Consider the following 16,867-nt stretch of genomic DNA (forward strand, 5'->3'; position numbering starts at 1 on the left):
GGCCCCATTCAGCGATTTATCTAGCGAGGAATTTTCATGCCAGCCCTGCGCTCTCGCACCACCACTGTCGGCCGTGAAGCATCCGGTGCCCGCGCCCTGTGGCGCGCCACCGGAATGACCGACGACGATTTCGGCAAGCCGATCGTTGCGATCGCCAACTCGTACACCCAGTTTGTGCCCGGTCACGTGCACCTGAAGGATGTCGGCGAGATCGTGGCGGACGCTGTTCGCGCCGCCGGTGGCGTACCCCGCGAGTTCCACACGATTGCCGTCGACGACGGTATCGCGATGGGCCATGGCGGCATGCTTTACTCCCTTCCTAGCCGGGAGATCATCGCCGACTCCGTCGAGTACATGGTGAACGCGCACACCGCTGACGCCCTGGTCTGCATTTCGAACTGCGACAAGATCACGCCCGGCATGCTGAACGCCGCGATGCGACTGAACATCCCGACCGTGTTTGTGTCCGGTGGACCGATGGAGGCCGGTAAGGCCGTCGTCGTTAACGGTGTTGCCCAGGCACCGACCGACTTGATCACCGCCATCTCTGCCTCCGCGAACGACGAGGTCGACGACGCCGGTTTGGCCGCTGTCGAACTCAGCGCCTGCCCCACCTGCGGTTCGTGCTCGGGCATGTTCACCGCCAACTCGATGAACTGCCTCACCGAGGCGTTGGGTCTGGCTCTGCCGGGCAACGGTTCGACGCTCGCAACCAACGTTGCGCGCCGCGACCTGTTCTCACGCGCAGGCACCACGATCGTCGAAGCGGCGAACCGCTGGTACCAGAACGACGATGCCTCGGTGCTGCCCCGCAACATCGCCACGGCGACGGCGTTCCGCAACGCGATGGCACTCGACGTTGCCATGGGTGGCAGTACTAATACGGTGCTGCACATTCTCGCCGCCGCCCAGGAAGGCGAGGTCAAGGACTTCAACCTCGATGTCATCGACGAGATCAGCCGGAACGTGCCGTGCCTGTCGAAGGTTTCGCCCAACTCCGACTACCACATGGAAGACGTGCACCGGGCTGGCGGCATTCCCGCCATCCTCGGCGAACTGCGGCGCGCTGGCCTGATCGACGACACCGCGTCGACGGTTCACTCCCCGACGTTGGCCTCGTTCCTTGACGACTGGGACATTCGGTCAGGGACCGCAACCGAGGAAGCCTTCGAACTCTTCCATGCAGCGCCCGGTGGCGTCCGTACCACGGAGCCGTTCTCGACGAGTAATCGGTGGAGTTCGCTCGACACTGACGCCGCCGAAGGCTGCATCCGCGACTTTGAGCACAAGTACACCGAGGAAGGTGGCCTGTGCGTGTTGAGTGGCAATATCGCCCCCAACGGTTCGGTCCTCAAGACCGCGGGCATCGACGAAGACCTGTGGCATTTCCAAGGACCAGCGCGCGTCGTGGAAAGCCAGGAGGCTGCCGTTCACGCCATCCTGTCGAAGGAACTGCAGGCAGGCGAGGTGCTCGTCGTCCGTTACGAGGGTCCCGCTGGCGGGCCCGGCATGCAGGAAATGCTGCATCCGACCGCCTTTATGAAGGGCACCGGCATGGGCAAGAAGTGCGCGCTCATCACCGATGGTCGTTTCTCGGGTGGATCGTCTGGTCTTTCGATCGGCCACATGGCACCCGAGGCTGCCGCTGGCGGCGCGATCGGTCTGATCGAAGACGGCGACGAGATCTACATCGACGTCAAGGAGCGTGCTTTGAAACTCCTCGTCGACGACGAAACCCTCGCCGACCGCCGCGCCAAGATGGAAGCCTCGGAGAACCCGTGGAAGCCGGTTAACCGCGACCGCGTCGTCACGACCGCACTTCGCGCCTATGCGAAGCTCGCAACCTCAGCCGACAAGGGCGCTGTGCGCGTCGTCGACTAGCTCGACTCGTTCCGCCAAATAGCCAGTGCCCGTTGTGACTTCAGCAAAGTCACAACGGGCACTGGCCATTTGGTACGGGTAACCCTACGGAATGAAATGTCCCGTCGCTTGCAGCGGGTTGGAACCGTTGAAGATCATCCAGACGGCGACTGCGGCACCGATGCCGACGATGACCCAGGCGGCAGATCCCCATGCGGGACGCCGCGACCAACCCCAGCGACGGTCAACGGAATACGTACCCGGACCGGTCAAAATGAGCGCGATGGCGGCCGCAGCCAACAGAATCTCCAGTTCAAGTCCATTGCCGCCACCGTCCGCATTGAAGAACCAGAGGCCACCGGCCAGCGTCGCCTTGTACGTGAGCGCGACAAGAATGGTGCCAAGCAACGCGGCACCCGCGATCGGCGTCAACAGGCCCAGAATGAGCAGGATTCCGCCAGCAGTCTCGGTAATACCCGCAGCCAACGACAGGATCGTCGTCACGTTGTCGTGGAACCCGATGGCCGGGTTCGGCTTGTTGGCCAGGTAATCGGCGAAACCGTTCTGACCGGGGCCGTTCATCCAGCCCGTCAGCTTCTGCAAACCATGCAGCGTGAACGTCAAGCCGACGACGACCCGCAGAATGAGCAGACCCAGATCGAGGGTGCCTCGACGCACGGGCACCACCTCGGGCCCGGATTCACTCACCACTGCTGGTTCCGCGGCCTCGGGAAGGTGCGTCGGCAACTCTTCGGTGTAGTCGTTTTCGAATTCGAGCGGCGTCGTGGGCTGCGGCTCGATGTAGGGCAGCGGCGGCTCCGTTAGGTGCTCGGCATAGCGGCGACGCTGCGCCGCCTCGTCGTCGTCGGAATCAGCGTCCGCGATCGCAGAGCTGTCATCGTCCACGAACGGCTCAGTGCGGACAGGCTCGTCAGAGACGCTCTTCTTCACCGGATTTTCCGTCGGAAGCGGCTCAGCCTTGATGATGGACCCAGTTTTGTTGGACCCAGTGTTGGTGGACGCCTCGTGGTCCGACAGTTGCCCCTCGTCTGCGGCGCTCAACTCCGCGGTTTCAGCAACGGGAAGCGCTTCAGTAGCCGCATCGTCGGCCTGATCACCGGCGTCATCGCGAGCAGCCTTCGCGTCGATCACCGTCCGCACTTCTGGTGCAGGCTTACGCCCGTGCCGGTCGAAGAAGTCATCGTTATCCGGCTTCGGCCGCCTAACCCGCACCTTCTCGATCGCTTGGGTCGGCTCGTCATAGGGGCTACTGGCTGGCGACGAAGAGCCACCCTCCGGGAACGTGTCATCGGTACTACTCACGACTTCGACTCTATTAGCGGCAACCTCAGTGAAGGCTTAGCGCCACCCGACGATTTGGTAACGATCGTTAGAGTGGAGGGATGCCGTCGCACCCCGGGACCACCCGTCGCGCCCTGCTCGCCGTCACCTCCGCGATCACCGCAACACTGATGGCTACTTCGTGCGCCAACTTCAGTGAGACCGATCAGGCGGCCGATCAGGGAACTTTCACCAACGTGCCGACGATGGAACGCGCACCTCAGCTTCCGCCAGCGCCGCCCGAAAACCCCGACGGTGGTCCGCCGCCGACGGGACCGTGCATCGACCCAAACCCAGCAGTTATTGCGACGTGCCTCGAATCGACAAGCGGACTGCGCCCAGGCGACGCCCAGGGACGCACCACCTATGTGGCCGAACGAACAACGGGCAAAATTATCCTGTCGAAGCGGTACGGACCACAGCGAGTCGTCGCCACCGTTCCCGATATCGACGCCTCGGGTGACGGCGGCCTCATCGACTTCGAAATGTCGCCGACGTACATGCAGGATCAGATGATCTATGCCCTTGTCACCACTGGGTCCGACAATCGGATCGTCCGCATCGCGCCGACCGGTTCGGTGAAACCTGTCCTGACGGGAATCCCGAAGGGCCCCACCGGCAATTTGGGTTCGATTTCTTTCGCCTCCCCGACAGAATTGATCGTCGCGACCGGCGACGCCGACAACCCCGGAGCGGCAACCAATCAGGCATCGCTCGCAGGAAAAATCTTCTCGATCGACCCCAACCAGTCGCAACCCAAACCGGACATCCGTGCGTCGGGGCTCGGCTCCAATGTGGCCTTGTGCCCATCTTCCGGAGCTGACGGACAACTATTCGTCGCCGACAGCGGCTCGGCAGGCGACCGCCTATCGCTGGTCGGTCCCAAAGGTCTCCAAACCCTGTGGACCTTCGCCAACCGCCCCGGCGTCAGCGGATGTGCCGTCGGCGACAACTGGATCGCTGTGTCCGCCGCAAAAAGTCGCACCATGAACATCTTCATCAAACCGACCGCTGGCAGCACTTCGGTGGGACAACCCGACACTCAGGACTACACGAAGACCTACGGTGCCGTCGGCCGGCTCACCACCTTCGGTGGCGCGGCAATGCAACTCGCCACCGTCAATAAGACAACTCCCGGCTCCAACGTGAAGTCGTTCGACGACCGCGTCGCCGTAGAGTCACCAAAAGCAGGCGAAGACCGGACCTAGGAGGCCCGGCCCCAACCCCTACCTCGCAGGCAACTCGCTACTCGCAAGCAGCCCTCTACTCGCAAGCAGCCCTCTACTCACAAGCTGCCAGGACGAGTTCCTTGACGCGAGCGGGGTCGGCCTGTCCGCGAGTGGCCTTCATGACGTCGCCGACGATCTTGCCTGCCGCTTGCACCTTGCCCGACCGGATCTTCTCCGCGATGTCGGGGTTCGCGGCCAAGGCCTCATCGACAGCCTTCTGCAGTGCCGAATCGTCGCGCACCACTTCGAGTCCGCGGTCGGCAACAATCTGGGCGGGCTCGCCTTCGCCGTCGAGGACCGCAACCACAACCTGCTGCGCCAGTTTGTTCGTCAGCTTGCCGTCGTCGACCATGCCGATGACTTCAGCCACCTGCTTCGGCGTGATAGCCAGATCAGCCAGCTCGGTGCCACGGGTGTTGGCCTGCTGCGCCAGGAACGATACCCACCAGCTGCGAGCCGAGTCAGCGGAGGCACCGGCTTCGGCGGTCTCGATGATGAGGTCGACGGCGCCGACATTCACCAGGTCGCGCATCACTTCGTCGGACACGCCCCACTGTTCTTGAATGCGCGCACGGCGGATCCAGGGCAGTTCTGGGAGGGTGCCGCGCAAAGTCTCAACCCAAGCCGGATCGGCAATCACCGGCGGCAAGTCCGGCTCCGGGAAGTACCGGTAATCCTCGGCAGTCTCTTTGCGGCGACCTGCAGAAGTGGTGCCGTCGGCCTCGTGGAAGTGACGCGTCTCCTGAATGATTTCGCCACCGCCCGACAAGATGACGGCCTGACGCTGCATTTCGAAACGCACCGCCTGTTCTACCGATTTCAGCGAGTTGACGTTCTTCGTCTCGGTGCGGGTGCCAAACTCGTTTGCCCCCTTGGCCATCAGTGACAGGTTGACGTCGCAGCGCATCGACCCCTGATCCATGCGGACGTCGGACACATTGAGCGACTTCAGCAAGTCGCGCAGGGCGGTGACATAGGCACGCGCAACTTCCGGGGCACGTGCGCCGGCACCTTCGATTGGCCGGGTGACGATCTCGACGAGCGGCACACCGGCGCGGTTGTAGTCGAGCAGCGAATGGCTCGCGCCGTGGATACGGCCCGTCGAACCACCGATGTGCAGCGACTTACCGGTGTCTTCCTCGATGTGCGCGCGTTCAATCTCCACGCGCCACACCGTCCCGTCGGACAGGTTCACATCCAAGTAACCGTCGTACGACGTCGGCTTGTCGTACTGGCTGATCTGATAGTTCTTCGGCTGATCCGGGTAGAAGTAGTTCTTGCGAGCGAAGACGCTGGACTCACGGATCGAGCAGTTCAGCGCCAAGCCGATGCGGATGGCCGATTCGACCGCCTTCGCGTTGGCGACGGGCAATGCCCCCGGCAGTCCGAGGCACGACGGGCAGACCTGCGTATTCGGCTCAGCACCGAAGCCCGTCGGGCACCCGCAGAACATTTTGGTTTCCGTACCCAGTTCGACGTGGACTTCCATACCCATAACAGGGTCGTAGGTCTCGATGACGTCGTCGAAGTCCATCAGTTCGTCGGTAGCCGCACTCATGCCGTCCATCGTATCTGGGGCGGTCGCGGTCGGTGTCGCCAGTATCGCGTGGGATCAGCCGAAGATCGCTCGCGCACCCCGGTAGTAATCAAGCGGCACCGTTTTAGGATTCCCCACGGCTTCGGCGAAGGGGACGCGGACAATATCGGTCCCGCGCAACGCCACCATCTGCCCCCACTGACCGTCGGCGACCAAGTCGCTGACAGCCTGACCGAATCGAGTGCCGAGCGTGCGGTCCCAGGCACTCGGAACACCGCCGCGCTGGATGTAGCCGAGCGTCGTCGAACGTGTCTCGATGCCAGTGTGTTCTTCGATGAGCGGGGCCAAGATGTCGCCGATCCCGCCCAGACGAGGCCGGTTGAAGCCATCGAGACCCTTATGCGAGTGGGCTTCATCCATGTGTGGGAAGGTGAACCCTTCGGCAACAACCACCATCGGAGAGCGCCCGCGGTCCTGGACGCTGAGGACCCATTCGCAGATCTGCTCGAGTGTTTCAGGCTGTTCCGGGATCAGAATGGCGTGCGCCCCGGCCGCAACCCCCGAATACATGGCAATCCAGCCCGCATGCCTGCCCATCACTTCCAGCACCATGCACCGTTTGTGGGAGTTGCCGGTAGTTCGAAGTCGGTCAACAGCCTCGGTCGCCACTTCCACGGCAGTATTGAAACCGAACGTGTAGTCGGTGGCGTTGAGGTCGTTGTCGATGGTCTTCGGTACGCCAACGATCGGGATCCCGTCCGTCAACAAGCGGTTGGCAGCGGCCATGGTTCCGTCGCCGCCGACCGCGATGACCGCGTCGATCCCGAGCCGAGCGAGAACGCCCTTGATATTGTCCGGGCCGCCGTCGGGTTCATACGGGCCAAACCTGCTGGTCCCAATAATGGTGCCACCCTGCGATGAAATGCCTTGCACGGCAGTGCGATCCAGATCCACAACATCGCCGTAGACCAGGCCGTGGAATCCATCTTTGAAGCCGACAAACTCTTGCCCGTGAACCTTGGTGCCCTGGAGGACGGTCCCGCGGATGACCGCGTTGAGGCCGGGGCAGTCGCCACCGGAAGTCAGAATGCCGAATCGGGCCATCGCTGTGAGACCTCTCGTGAAAGGAGACAGATGTCGGTCTTCATCAGACCATGTTCTACTTCAGTCCGTTCTCGTACGCGAACACGACCGCCTGGGCACGATCGCGTAAACCGAGTTTGGTCAGCATGTTGCTCACGTGCGTTTTGACCGTCTGCTCGGAGACGAACAGATCCTGTCCTATCTCCGCATTCGATTTTCCGTCAGCCACAGTCAACAGCACCTCCAGCTCACGCGGAGTGAGGGCGGAAGCAGCGTTGGTGCGCACACGTCCAGACGTCGCAGTGACCTTCTGGATGAGCCGCTTCGTCACCGAAGGTGCGAGCAGGGCGTCACCTGCCGCAACCACGCGGACCGCACGCACCAACTCGTCAGCTGGCGCATCCTTCAGTAGAAATCCTGACGCGCCGATGCGCAACGCGGAGTACACGTAGTCGTCGATATCAAAGGTGGTGAGCATCAACACTTTCGAATTCGAGCCCCCGGAAATGATCTGCTCGGCCGCCCACAGCCCATCGCGCCGCGGCATCCGTACATCCATCAGGACAACGTCGGGGTTCAGTCGGCGGACCTGTTCGACGGCGGCGAGCCCATCCTCGGCGTCGCCGAGCACAGAAATTCCGTCAGCCGCATCCAACAGAGCCGCGAATCCCGCCCGAACCATCGCTTGATCATCGGCAATCAGCACAGTAATCGGCACGTCACTCAGCCTAGTTCGGGTGGCTCGGTACCTGCCGAAGGCTGCTGGGTCGGCGCGCTGGTTGCCGTATCCAAAGCCTCGTCCGAATCCGAATTGGGCGGATCGCCGGGCTCAGCGCGCCCGATGGGATTGGCGGGCATGCTGGAGCGAACGACAAAACCGCCACCCGGCCGAGGTGCTGCGGTCAGCGTGCCGCCGACGGCTAGCGCGCGCTCAGTCATGCCCAGAATCCCTCGACCACCGCCGTGGGCGTCGCCGACCGGCCTGGTGGGTCCACCATTCACGACCTCGACGACGAGTCGGCCAGCATGGCCGGCGTCCGGTTGCATTCGAACCGCAATATCCGCACCTGGCGCATGCCGAGTCGCGTTGGTGATCGATTCCTGCACAATTCGGTACACCGCTGTCCCCACTGCCGGGGCAACATCGTCGCGCACCACAGTGCTGTCGAACTCAACGGTGACGCCGATCGCCCGGACTTCATCGACCAGTTCGGACAGCGCGTCGAGCCCCGGCACCGGAGCGAGTGCAGCACCACGGTCACTGTGCGGTGACAGTACCCCGAGCAGTTGTCGAACTTCATCGAGCGACTCGCGGGCGGCATCGGCGATGGCCGCGAACTCTCGCACCGTGCCAGGGCCGACCTGCTCCCGAGGTTCGGCGGCCGCCAGCCGGAACTGCGCAGTTTGAGCCATGACCACCACCATTGACATCCGGTGAGCCACGATATCGTGCAGGTCACGGGCGATCCGGGATCGTTCCGCGAGCACCGCTTCGCGGGCGCGCAGCACTTCGGTTGCCTCGGTCTGTACGGCGATCTCCTTCTGCGACAGTGTCCGATAGCGCAGGAATGCGGTACTTATCGCGACAACTACGAGAGCGAACACCCATCCGACGACCGCACTCAGGGGTAGCCCGACAAAGAAGACACCCGCGGTCGCGACGGTAATGATCGGCAGCGTCCGCAATGGCTGAGTCCAGAGTGCGGCGACCGTCATCACCAACAGCACCAGGAACAGCGGGATCGGCATCGACCACGAGTCCGCGCCCGGCACCAATGACGCCACGCCGGACGTGATGAGGGTGGCCGCCCAACCGAACCTGACGCCATCTGGACCGGTAAACAAGAGCGCCAGCCCGCAGCATCCAACGATGGCGAACACGGGGAGGAGGAAAGCAGGCAGGCTGGTGTATTCGCCGAGGACCGGCCAGCACACGGCGATCATTGCTACTGCGAGCAATGCGGCAAACCAGTTCCGCCCCCGCGACAGATAGCGATGCACTGCGGGGTCGCTGATCTGATCGACGTACGGGCGCACAGATCGGAACCCCGCCACCAATCTCTGCGCAACAGAAGTCTTCACACTTCGACGATAGGGGCCCGCAACTCCCGGTGCCTCCCCCACAGGAGCGAAATCGCAATGCCTCCTGCGGGTGAGGTAGGAACTTCGGCTACCCCGCGAGAACCCCGTCAATCTGGCCTTTCCGGGCGATCCGGCACAGTGTTTGCCGTTCATAGCGTTGCCACCATGACGTCCAACGACACCGACAGAACCGCGCTCGCCCCGCCCCGCCACCGCGTCCGAAAGTGGGCCCTGAGATTCGTCGTCGGGTTCGTCGCGACAGTGGGCTTGCTCGGTGCGGTCCCAATCGCCGTCGCGGTCGCCGACGTGAAAGCTGGCGACCCCCCGGTACATCCCGCTTTCCAAACCGAGCGGGCCATCGTCGCTCTAGTCAGCGATCACCCGCTCGACGCGCTCGCGTATCTCCCGGCAAAGTTCGTCGAACGATTCGGCTACACGCCCGAAGTGGTCGACGCTCGACCTCTCAATCCGCACGGTGACTGCTCCTCACCAATATCGCTGCCAGACGCGTTCACGAACGCGTGCCGGGCGCACGATTTCGGCTACGACCTTCTCCGCGACGCCGACAGTGAAGGTCGTCCGATCGGTGCCTGGGCGAGGCAAGCCCTCGACCGAAAACTGTTTGACGACATGCACAACAGTTGCCGACTATCGCCGACCCCCGGGTGCACCGCTGCCGCCGAAACGGCGCGGGTCGCGGTTTCGCTCAATACCTGGCGGCAACGCTCCGGGCCACCGCGACCGGAAACTACCGGCGATATCGCGGTCACCTATCTGACACGCGCAGTCGAAGCGCTGGGCCTGTCGTGAATTGGCTGCGGGTACCCCCGTCGGTCGCGTTCGGAGCGCTCGTCGGACGGCTGTTGGCCTTGTCGCCGGGAATGCTGCCGCGGTCGGTGCTGGTCGCGACGGCAGCCGGATCGGTCCTCACGGTGATCGGTATGGGAGTCGGCGGTGCCATTGGATCAGGCATGAACCGGATCTGGCGTCGCCGCCCCACCTGTGTGCATCCACTCTGGATCGCCGCCGGTCTAATGACCGTCAGCGTCGCGCTCGGGTTCGCTGTACGACACGAGATCGCTGTGCGATGCACGCTCGGCGTCCCGGCGATTGGCCCCTGGTGGGTACTCACTGTTTGGCTGATCCCACTTGCGACGGCGGCTGGCGTCGCGGCAGCGGTACAGGTGCCGCGGCGGCGGTTGGTCGGCCTCGGACTGGTTGGGTTGGTGATCGCTACCTTCCTGGTTCCGGGATCCGCCGCGCAGGCGACAACGGCGGATCGTCCCGATCGATCCGATTTGCTCTACAGCGCATTGAGCGAACCCGGATCTTTCCAAGTCCGGGCCGACCGACTAGTCGAACGGTGGGTCGCTCGTGGCGGCTTAACGCAACGGGCGGTGGCGCTAGTGGTGCCCACCGGATCGGGTTGGGTCGATGCCAGTTCCATCGAGGGCTTGAGCCGACAGTTCGGCGGGTCGGTCCGGAGCCTAGCGCTGCAGTACGACAACGTGCCTTCGTGGCGGGCCTTCGTCTCGGATCCCGACCGCGCCGGCGATGCGACTGTTGCTCTGCTATCACGTCTCTGGGAGGAAGCTACGCGGGTGCCAGCGTCGCAGCGGCCACGGATCTATCTGGTGGGCCAAAGCCTCGGCGCGGTCGGAGCGGACGCGGCCCGCGAGTGGGCACGCTCGGCAAAGGTCGACGTTGCGGGAACGATTCTTACCGGTCCCCCGGCCGGAACCATCCGCGCACTCGCCGCGTGCGAACGTCGTGTCATCGTCGCCAATCACGACGATCCGGTTCCTGGTTTTGCGCTCTCCCTGCTTTGGAGACCGACGCCGCGGGCGGACGGCGAACACCGTGCATGGTTACCTGCGGTGTCGGCGACGGCGACGGTACTCGACCTCGTTGGCTCGCTCGATGTTCCCACCGGCCACGGGCACCGCTACGGGATTGAGCAGGGATCTGCGCTCACCCGCATGCCCGCAGGTTGCATTGACTGAAGCGACAAATCGGAAGTGCCCCGGTGATTCAACAAATCACCGGGGCACCGCTCGTTGTTGACCTGTGTCAGGCGACGGGGCCGCGCGCCGCCTCGTAGGCCGCGCCGACCCGGTACAGGCGGTCGTCGGCCATGGCCGGAGCCATGATCTGCAGACCGACCGGCAGGCCGTCGTCGCTGGAAACGCCCGAGGGCACCGACATCGCGGCCGTACCGGCCAGGTTGACCGGAAGCGTGCAGAGATCGAACAGGTACATCGACAACGGGTCGTCGACCTTCTCGCCCAACTTGAACGGCGTCGTCGGTGTGGTCGGCGAAATCAGGACATCGACGTCCTGGTAGGCCTTCGCGAAGTCCTGTGCAATCAGTGTGCGGACCTTCTGCGCCTGCCCGTAGAAGGCATCGTAGGCACCGGAGCTCAGCGCATAGGTACCGATCATGATGCGGCGCTTCACTTCCGGACCAAAGCCAGCTTCTCGCGTCAGCGCCATCACTTCGTCTGCGCTGTGGGTGCCGTCGTCGCCGACGCGGAGGCCGTAGCGCATAGCGTCGAAGCGCGCGAGGTTACTCGACACCTCCGACGGGAGGATCAAGTAGTACGCGCCGAGAGCGTAGGTGAAGTGCGGGCAATCGACCTCAACAATGGTGGCACCGAGACCGGTGAGCACCTCGCACGCTGCCTGGAACGATTCCAGCACGCCTGCCTGGTATCCGTCGCCCTGCAACTGCTTGACGACGCCGATGCGCATGCCCGAGAGGTCGCCGGTGGCACCGGCAAGTGCGGCACCAACCACATCCGGAATGGCGGCGTCGATCGACGTCGCATCGCGGGGGTCGTGGCCGGCGATTACCGAGTGCAGCAGAGCGGTGTCGAGAACGGTACGACCGCAGGGTCCGCCTTGATCGAGCGACGACGCACAGGCGACAAGACCGTAACGCGAGACGGTGCCGTAGGTCGGCTTGACGCCGACGGTCGCGGTGACCGACGCGGGCTGACGAATGGAGCCGCCCGTGTCGGTGCCGATCGCAAGGGGTGCCTGGTACGACGCGAGTGCTGCAGCACTGCCGCCGCCCGAGCCGCCGGGAATGCGCGTGACATCCCAAGGGTTGCGAGTGACCTGGTACGCGGAGTTTTCCGTCGACGAGCCCATCGCAAACTCGTCCATGTTGGTTTTGCCGAGGATCGGAATACCGGCGGCGCGAAGCTTCGCGGTCACGGTCGCGTCGTACGGCGACACCCAACCTTCAAGCATCTTGGATCCGCAGGTTGTCGGGGCGTCGACAGTGGTGAAGACGTCTTTCAGCGCGATCGGCACTCCGGCCAATGCCGACGGTGCCTGCCCAGCGGCGATGGCTTCATCAGCGGACTTGGCGGCAGCCAATGCCTCGGATGCACCGACATGCAGGAAGGCTCCGAGTTCACCATCGATCTCGCCAATCCGATCCAGGTGCGCTTGAGTGACCTCGACCGACGACAATTCGCGAGCAGCGATCTTGCCTGCGAGGTCGGCTGCGGACAGACCGGTGATATCACCGGCGGTACGGGTGTTGCTCACGCTTACTCTTCCCCCAGGATCTGCGGAACGGCAAAGCGCTCCTGTTCGACGGCGGGCGCACCAGAAAGAGCCTGCTCTGCGGTGAGGCCGGGAACCACGACATCCGGACGCAACGGATCGCGCAATTCAGCGGGGTGCGCGGTCGGCGCCACGTTGTCTGCGGCGACCTCGGAAATCTGGGCGACGTGGCTCAGGATTGAGTCGAGTTGCGACGCGTACCGATCAAGTTCGGCATCATCGAGCGCCAGTCGGGACAGCCGCGCCAGATGCGCGACTTCATCCCGGCTGATCGCCGGCTGGGAATCGGTAGACATTCCTCGACCTCTCTACAGATACGGGAATTTCGGATTGGACTTCATACAAGGATATGCGGCCCCTCCGACAGCGTCCCGGGCAGGGAGGGCTGCGTCAATCGAATGATCCATCGGTGGCTGCCACACGCGCCCCAAGGTAGTTTGAACACATGATCATCGTCACCACGAATGAACTTCCCGGCTACCAGATCGAGCACACATTCGGGGAGGTATTCGGCCTCACGGTGAGATCCCGCCACATCGGCTCAAATATCGGTGCCAGCTTTAAATCCCTCGCCGGTGGCGAATTGAGGGGCATCACCGAACTTCTCCACGAGGCCCGACACGAGGCGCTGAACCGACTGGCAGCCGAGGCCACCGGCAAAGGTGCGAACGCGGTCGTCGCCTTCCGCTTTGAAACCAATGAGTATGCGGGGTCGGGCGGCGTAGAGGTATGCGCGTACGGCACAGCCGTCGGTGTACGGCCGCTGGCGTCGACGCCAAACCAATGAGTCCGTCGACCTACCTACTCCGCGTTGTCCTCAACGATCGCCCCGGCAGCCTCGGCATGCTCGCCGTGCAACTCGGCACCATTGGTGCTGATATCCGCTCGCTAGAGGTGGTGGAACGCGAGGATGGCTTCGTCGTTGATGACCTCGTAGTCGATTTGCCCTCCGGGGCCCTCCCCGACACATTGATCACCGCGTCCGAGAAGGTGGCAGGGGTGCACGTCGATTCGATCCGCCCGCATGCCGGAGTCCTCGATACTCACCTGGAACTCGAACTAATCGACCGCGTGGCCGCCGGCGGGAAGGATGGCCTGCAGGTCCTAGCCGACTACGCGCCGCGTGTCCTACGGGTGTCGTGGGCGACGGTGATTTCCAAGCCCGGGCCCGATGTCCTGCGGTTGTACGGCAGTTCCGGTGCACCCGAAAGCCCGTTGGAAGTGGCCGATTGGCTCCCCCTCGACCATCCGACCTCGTTCGACTCGGAAGCCGAATGGATTCCCGCGTCGTGGCGCGACATGGACACCAGGTTGGCGGCGGCACCGCTGGGTACATCCGGAAAGGTGCTGCTGCTGGGCCGGATTGCCGGCCCGGATTTCCGTCCCGCAGAGGTCGCGCGCCTCGGCTACCTGACCGGAATCATCGGCACCCTGCTGCACACCAAGAAGCCGAAGGAAGGCTGAGCCCGATTCTGCGGGACGAAGCCGGCGAGGCTAGTCCTCGTCGGCTTCACTGCTTTCGGAATCGGTGCCTCCCGCGCTCCCGGTCTCAAGGAGCACCTTGAAGCCATCCTCATCCAAGATCGGCACACCGAGTTCCTCGGCCTTGGCGGCCTTGCTCCCGGGTGAATCACCGATGACGACGTAGTCGGTCTTCTTCGATACCGAACCGGAAGCCTTGCCGCCGCGGGCGATGATTGCTTCCTTGGCGCCGTCGCGGGAGAAGTCGACGAGCGATCCCGTCACAACGATTGTCTTGCCTTCGAGAGTCCGTTCGATGGAGTCGTCGCGTTGATCTGCCATGGCGACGCCCGCGGCCCGCCATTTCGCGACGATCTCGCGATGCCAGTCGACGGAAAACCAGTCGTGGACGCTGGCCGCACGGGTGGGACCCAGCCCGTCGACCTGGGCAAGTTCATCGACGGAAGCGTTCTGGATCGCTTCGAGATTGCCAAAGGCTGTCGCCAACGCACGGGCCGGGGTGGGACCGACGTGCCGGATCGACAGCGCCACAATTACCCGCCACAGGGGAACGTCCTTGGCTTTGTCGAGATTCTGCAGGAACCGTTTGCCGTTGGCCGACAACTGACCGGCCTTGGTGGTGTAAATGTCGGTCTTCGTGAGGTCGTCGGCCGTGAGCGAAAAGAGGTCCCCCTCATCGGTGAGCACGCCGCTGGACAGGAGTGCTTGCGCACCCTCGTAGCCGAGCGCTTCAATATCGAACGCTCCACGACCGGCCAGGTAGAACAGCCGCTCACGCAGTTGGCCCGGGCACGATCGCTGGTTGGGGCAGCGGATGTCTTTGTCGCCCTCTTTCGCCGGAGCGAGTTCGGTACCGCACTCGGGGCAGTTGGTGGGCATGACGAAGGCGCGTTCGGTGCCGTCGCGCAGTTCCACGACGGGGCCGAGCACCTCCGGAATTACGTCGCCTGCCTTGCGAATGGTGATGGTGTCACCAATCAGCACGCCCTTGCGTTGTACTTCGAAACCGTTGTGCAGGGTGGCGCGTGCGACTGTGGACCCGGCGACCAATACCGGTTCCATTAGTGCCCACGGCGTGATGCGACCCGTGCGGCCGACGCCGACCATGATGTCGAGAAGCTTGGTGGTGACTTCTTCGGGTGGGTATTTGTAGGCGATGGCCCAGCGCGGGGCGCGGGAGGTGGCACCGAGCCTGCGCTGCAGGGAGACATCGTCGACTTTGACGACGAGACCATCGATTTCGTGTTCTACCGAGTGTCGGTTTTCGCCCCAGTAGTCGACGGCGGCGACGATGTCGTCTGCGCCGGTAACTTTGCGAGTGTGGGTGGAGACTGGCAGACCCCAATCACCGAGCGCGAGGTAAGCCTCGTGCAGTGATTCGGGCTTCCATCCGTCGATCTTGCCGATGCCGTGGCAGATCATCCGCAGGTGCCGCTTGGCGGTTATCTGCGGGTTCTTTTGACGCAGCGAGCCAGCCGCCGAGTTGCGGGGGTTCGCGAACGGCGCTTTGCCGTCCTCGACCAGGGAGGCGTTCAGGACCGCGAAGTCTTCGAGGCGGAAGAAAACTTCGCCGCGAACTTCCAGAAGCGTCGGCACCGGCCGGACGGAAGCGTCGAGTTGGTGCGGAACGTCGGTAATGGTGCGGGCGTTGAGGGTCACGTCCTCGCCGGTACGACCGTCGCCTCGGGTGACGCCGCGAACCAGCTTGCCGTTCTCGTACACCAGCGACAACGCGACACCGTCAATCTTCAACTCGCACAAGAACTCTGCGCCAGCACCGACTTCGGCTTGGGTGCGGGCCACCCAGTCGCGCATCTCGGTGTGGTCGAAGACGTTGTCGAGCGACATCATGCGTTCGAGGTGGTCGACGGAGGTGAATTCGGTGGAGAATCCTCCGCCAACCAGTTTGGTTGGCGAATCGGGCACCGCGAGTTCAGGATGATCGGTTTCGAGCGCCTCAAGCTGGCGCAGCAGGGTGTCGAACTCCCCATCACTGATGATCGGCGCATCTTGCACGTAGTAGCGGAATTGGTGTCCGCGGACTTCCTCGGCTAGCCGGGCCCATTCGCGTGCCCAGTCTTCGCCTGTTCCCCCGGGTTGGTTGCCGCCGGCGTCGTTCGTGCTGCTTACCTTCTCACCCTCACTCACTTGACCAGATTAGCCGAGGGTTCTGACATTTCTTGCGACGAGAATCTGCGCACTCTCTACGGTCCGCAACTACCCTGGTTTCATGCCGCATCCGATCATGTTCGATGACGCCGATCCGATCCTGCACCGCTTGAGGAAGGCGGCCCTCGCACTCCCGGAAGCGACCGAGAAAGTGGCGCATGGTCGTCCAACCTTTCGCTGCGGGAAGATGTTTGCGATGTATGGCGGCGGAGAAAAGGGCAGCAAGGTTCGGCGCGATACGGCTCTGTTGTTCATCCCCGACCCTGTCGAACGGGAAGCCCTGATCCAGGACGACCGGTTTTTTGTTCCCGCCTACGTCGGTGCTTACGGCTGGCTCGGCATCGATCTCGCGGCCGACTCCGACTGGGCCGAGATCGCTGAACTCCTTGACGCCAGCTTCCGGCAGATCGCTCCGAAACGCGCCATCGCCGCACTTGAGAATTCCGCGTAGTTCGTTATCTTCCCTCCCACACGAGATTTCCCTCGTTAGGCTGGCACCACCCAAGTT

At 63.5% G+C, this 16,867-nt stretch carries 15 protein-coding genes; 7 read left to right on the forward strand and 8 right to left on the reverse strand.

The window, feature by feature from the left end; all coding sequences use genetic code 11:
- The first annotated feature begins 36 nt into the window (after positions 1-36).
- Positions 37-1,881: a dihydroxy-acid dehydratase gene (gene ilvD, locus WBA38_RS15905; RefSeq protein WP_424294883.1), complete on the forward strand. Its 1,845-nt coding sequence runs from the start codon at positions 37-39 to the stop codon at positions 1,879-1,881.
- 84 nt (positions 1,882-1,965) lie between these two features.
- On the opposite strand, the gene WBA38_RS15910 is transcribed toward ilvD, so the two are convergent.
- Positions 1,966-3,183: a DoxX family protein gene (locus WBA38_RS15910; RefSeq protein WP_424323100.1), complete on the reverse strand. Its 1,218-nt coding sequence runs from the start codon at positions 3,181-3,183 to the stop codon at positions 1,966-1,968.
- An 80-nt stretch (positions 3,184-3,263) separates the two neighbouring features.
- Between WBA38_RS15910 and WBA38_RS15915 the strand changes: the two genes are divergently transcribed.
- Entirely contained in the window at positions 3,264-4,409 is a 1,146-nt protein-coding gene (locus WBA38_RS15915; RefSeq protein ID WP_424294886.1) for a PQQ-dependent sugar dehydrogenase, read from the forward strand.
- A 73-nt stretch (positions 4,410-4,482) separates the two neighbouring features.
- On the opposite strand, the gene gatB is transcribed toward WBA38_RS15915, so the two are convergent.
- From gatB to WBA38_RS15935, 4 genes are read right to left on the reverse strand one after another with little or no spacing between them, the layout of a single operon-like run.
- The gene (gene gatB, locus WBA38_RS15920) at positions 4,483-5,988 is read right to left on the reverse strand and encodes an Asp-tRNA(Asn)/Glu-tRNA(Gln) amidotransferase subunit GatB (protein WP_424294887.1); all 1,506 of its coding nucleotides are present in this window, start codon (positions 5,986-5,988) and stop codon (positions 4,483-4,485) included.
- 54 nt (positions 5,989-6,042) lie between these two features.
- Positions 6,043-7,071, reverse strand: coding sequence for an ATP-dependent 6-phosphofructokinase (locus tag WBA38_RS15925; protein ID WP_424294889.1), 1,029 nt, complete (start codon positions 7,069-7,071; stop codon positions 6,043-6,045).
- Between the two features lie 55 nt (positions 7,072-7,126).
- A complete protein-coding gene (locus tag WBA38_RS15930; protein ID WP_424294890.1) occupies positions 7,127-7,768 on the reverse strand; it encodes a response regulator in 642 nt (213 codons plus the stop codon).
- A gap of 5 nt (positions 7,769-7,773) precedes the next feature.
- The gene (locus WBA38_RS15935) at positions 7,774-9,132 is read right to left on the reverse strand and encodes a sensor histidine kinase (RefSeq protein WP_424323101.1); all 1,359 of its coding nucleotides are present in this window, start codon (positions 9,130-9,132) and stop codon (positions 7,774-7,776) included.
- A 165-nt stretch (positions 9,133-9,297) separates the two neighbouring features.
- Here WBA38_RS15935 and WBA38_RS15940 point away from each other — a divergent pair, with 165 nt between their 5' ends.
- Positions 9,298-9,942 (forward strand): hypothetical protein, encoded by a 645-nt coding sequence (locus tag WBA38_RS15940; RefSeq protein ID WP_424323102.1) that lies wholly within the window; start codon positions 9,298-9,300, stop codon positions 9,940-9,942.
- Positions 9,939-11,135, forward strand: a complete 1,197-nt coding sequence (locus WBA38_RS15945; RefSeq protein WP_424323103.1) for an alpha/beta-hydrolase family protein — start codon at positions 9,939-9,941, stop codon at positions 11,133-11,135. Before WBA38_RS15940 ends, WBA38_RS15945 begins: the two co-directional genes overlap by 4 nt.
- Positions 11,136-11,202: 67 nt before the next feature.
- Here the strand turns inward: WBA38_RS15945 and gatA are convergent, their stop codons facing one another.
- Positions 11,203-12,690, reverse strand: coding sequence for an Asp-tRNA(Asn)/Glu-tRNA(Gln) amidotransferase subunit GatA (gene gatA / locus WBA38_RS15950; protein ID WP_424323104.1), 1,488 nt, complete (start codon positions 12,688-12,690; stop codon positions 11,203-11,205).
- 2 nt (positions 12,691-12,692) lie between these two features.
- Positions 12,693-13,004 carry an Asp-tRNA(Asn)/Glu-tRNA(Gln) amidotransferase subunit GatC gene (gene gatC / locus WBA38_RS15955; RefSeq protein ID WP_424297453.1) on the reverse strand — a complete coding sequence of 104 codons (312 nt, stop codon included), beginning with the start codon at positions 13,002-13,004 and terminating at the stop codon, positions 12,693-12,695.
- A 149-nt stretch (positions 13,005-13,153) separates the two neighbouring features.
- Here gatC and WBA38_RS15960 point away from each other — a divergent pair, with 149 nt between their 5' ends.
- Both WBA38_RS15960 and WBA38_RS15965 read left to right on the forward strand, forming a co-directional pair.
- Entirely contained in the window at positions 13,154-13,495 is a 342-nt protein-coding gene (locus WBA38_RS15960) for a YbjQ family protein (RefSeq protein ID WP_424297451.1), read from the forward strand.
- Positions 13,492-14,172: an amino acid-binding protein gene (locus tag WBA38_RS15965; protein ID WP_424297449.1), complete on the forward strand. Its 681-nt coding sequence runs from the start codon at positions 13,492-13,494 to the stop codon at positions 14,170-14,172. The genes WBA38_RS15960 and WBA38_RS15965 overlap by 4 nt, the downstream gene beginning before the upstream one ends.
- 30 nt (positions 14,173-14,202) lie before the next feature.
- Here WBA38_RS15965 and ligA read toward each other — a convergent pair whose 3' ends face one another.
- Positions 14,203-16,338, reverse strand: a complete 2,136-nt coding sequence (gene ligA / locus WBA38_RS15970) for an NAD-dependent DNA ligase LigA (RefSeq protein WP_424323105.1) — start codon at positions 16,336-16,338, stop codon at positions 14,203-14,205.
- Between the two features lie 82 nt (positions 16,339-16,420).
- Here ligA and WBA38_RS15975 point away from each other — a divergent pair, with 82 nt between their 5' ends.
- The gene (locus WBA38_RS15975; RefSeq protein WP_424297445.1) at positions 16,421-16,810 is read left to right on the forward strand and encodes an MmcQ/YjbR family DNA-binding protein; all 390 of its coding nucleotides are present in this window, start codon (positions 16,421-16,423) and stop codon (positions 16,808-16,810) included.
- Positions 16,811-16,867 lie beyond the last annotated feature (57 nt).

It is taken from the genome of Gordonia sp. (in: high G+C Gram-positive bacteria) (assembly GCF_049647785.1).
Classification (GTDB): Bacteria; Actinomycetota; Actinomycetes; order Mycobacteriales; family Mycobacteriaceae; genus Gordonia.

What these genes read in the sequence shown, in the direction of transcription:
- gatC (WP_424297453.1), bottom strand. Translation starts at nt 13,004, where the DNA reads ATGTCTACCGATTCCCAGCCGGCGATCAGCCGGGATGAAGTCGCGCAT.
- ilvD (WP_424294883.1), top strand. Translation starts at nt 37, where the DNA reads ATGCCAGCCCTGCGCTCTCGCACCACCACTGTCGGCCGTGAAGCATCC.
- WBA38_RS15925 (WP_424294889.1), bottom strand. Translation starts at nt 7,071, where the DNA reads ATGGCCCGATTCGGCATTCTGACTTCCGGTGGCGACTGCCCCGGCCTC.
- gatB (WP_424294887.1), bottom strand. Translation starts at nt 5,988, where the DNA reads ATGAGTGCGGCTACCGACGAACTGATGGACTTCGACGACGTCATCGAG.
- WBA38_RS15975 (WP_424297445.1), top strand. Translation starts at nt 16,421, where the DNA reads ATGCCGCATCCGATCATGTTCGATGACGCCGATCCGATCCTGCACCGC.
- WBA38_RS15915 (WP_424294886.1), top strand. Translation starts at nt 3,264, where the DNA reads ATGCCGTCGCACCCCGGGACCACCCGTCGCGCCCTGCTCGCCGTCACC.
- WBA38_RS15940 (WP_424323102.1), top strand. Translation starts at nt 9,298, where the DNA reads ATGACGTCCAACGACACCGACAGAACCGCGCTCGCCCCGCCCCGCCAC.
- WBA38_RS15965 (WP_424297449.1), top strand. Translation starts at nt 13,492, where the DNA reads ATGAGTCCGTCGACCTACCTACTCCGCGTTGTCCTCAACGATCGCCCC.
- WBA38_RS15960 (WP_424297451.1), top strand. Translation starts at nt 13,154, where the DNA reads ATGATCATCGTCACCACGAATGAACTTCCCGGCTACCAGATCGAGCAC.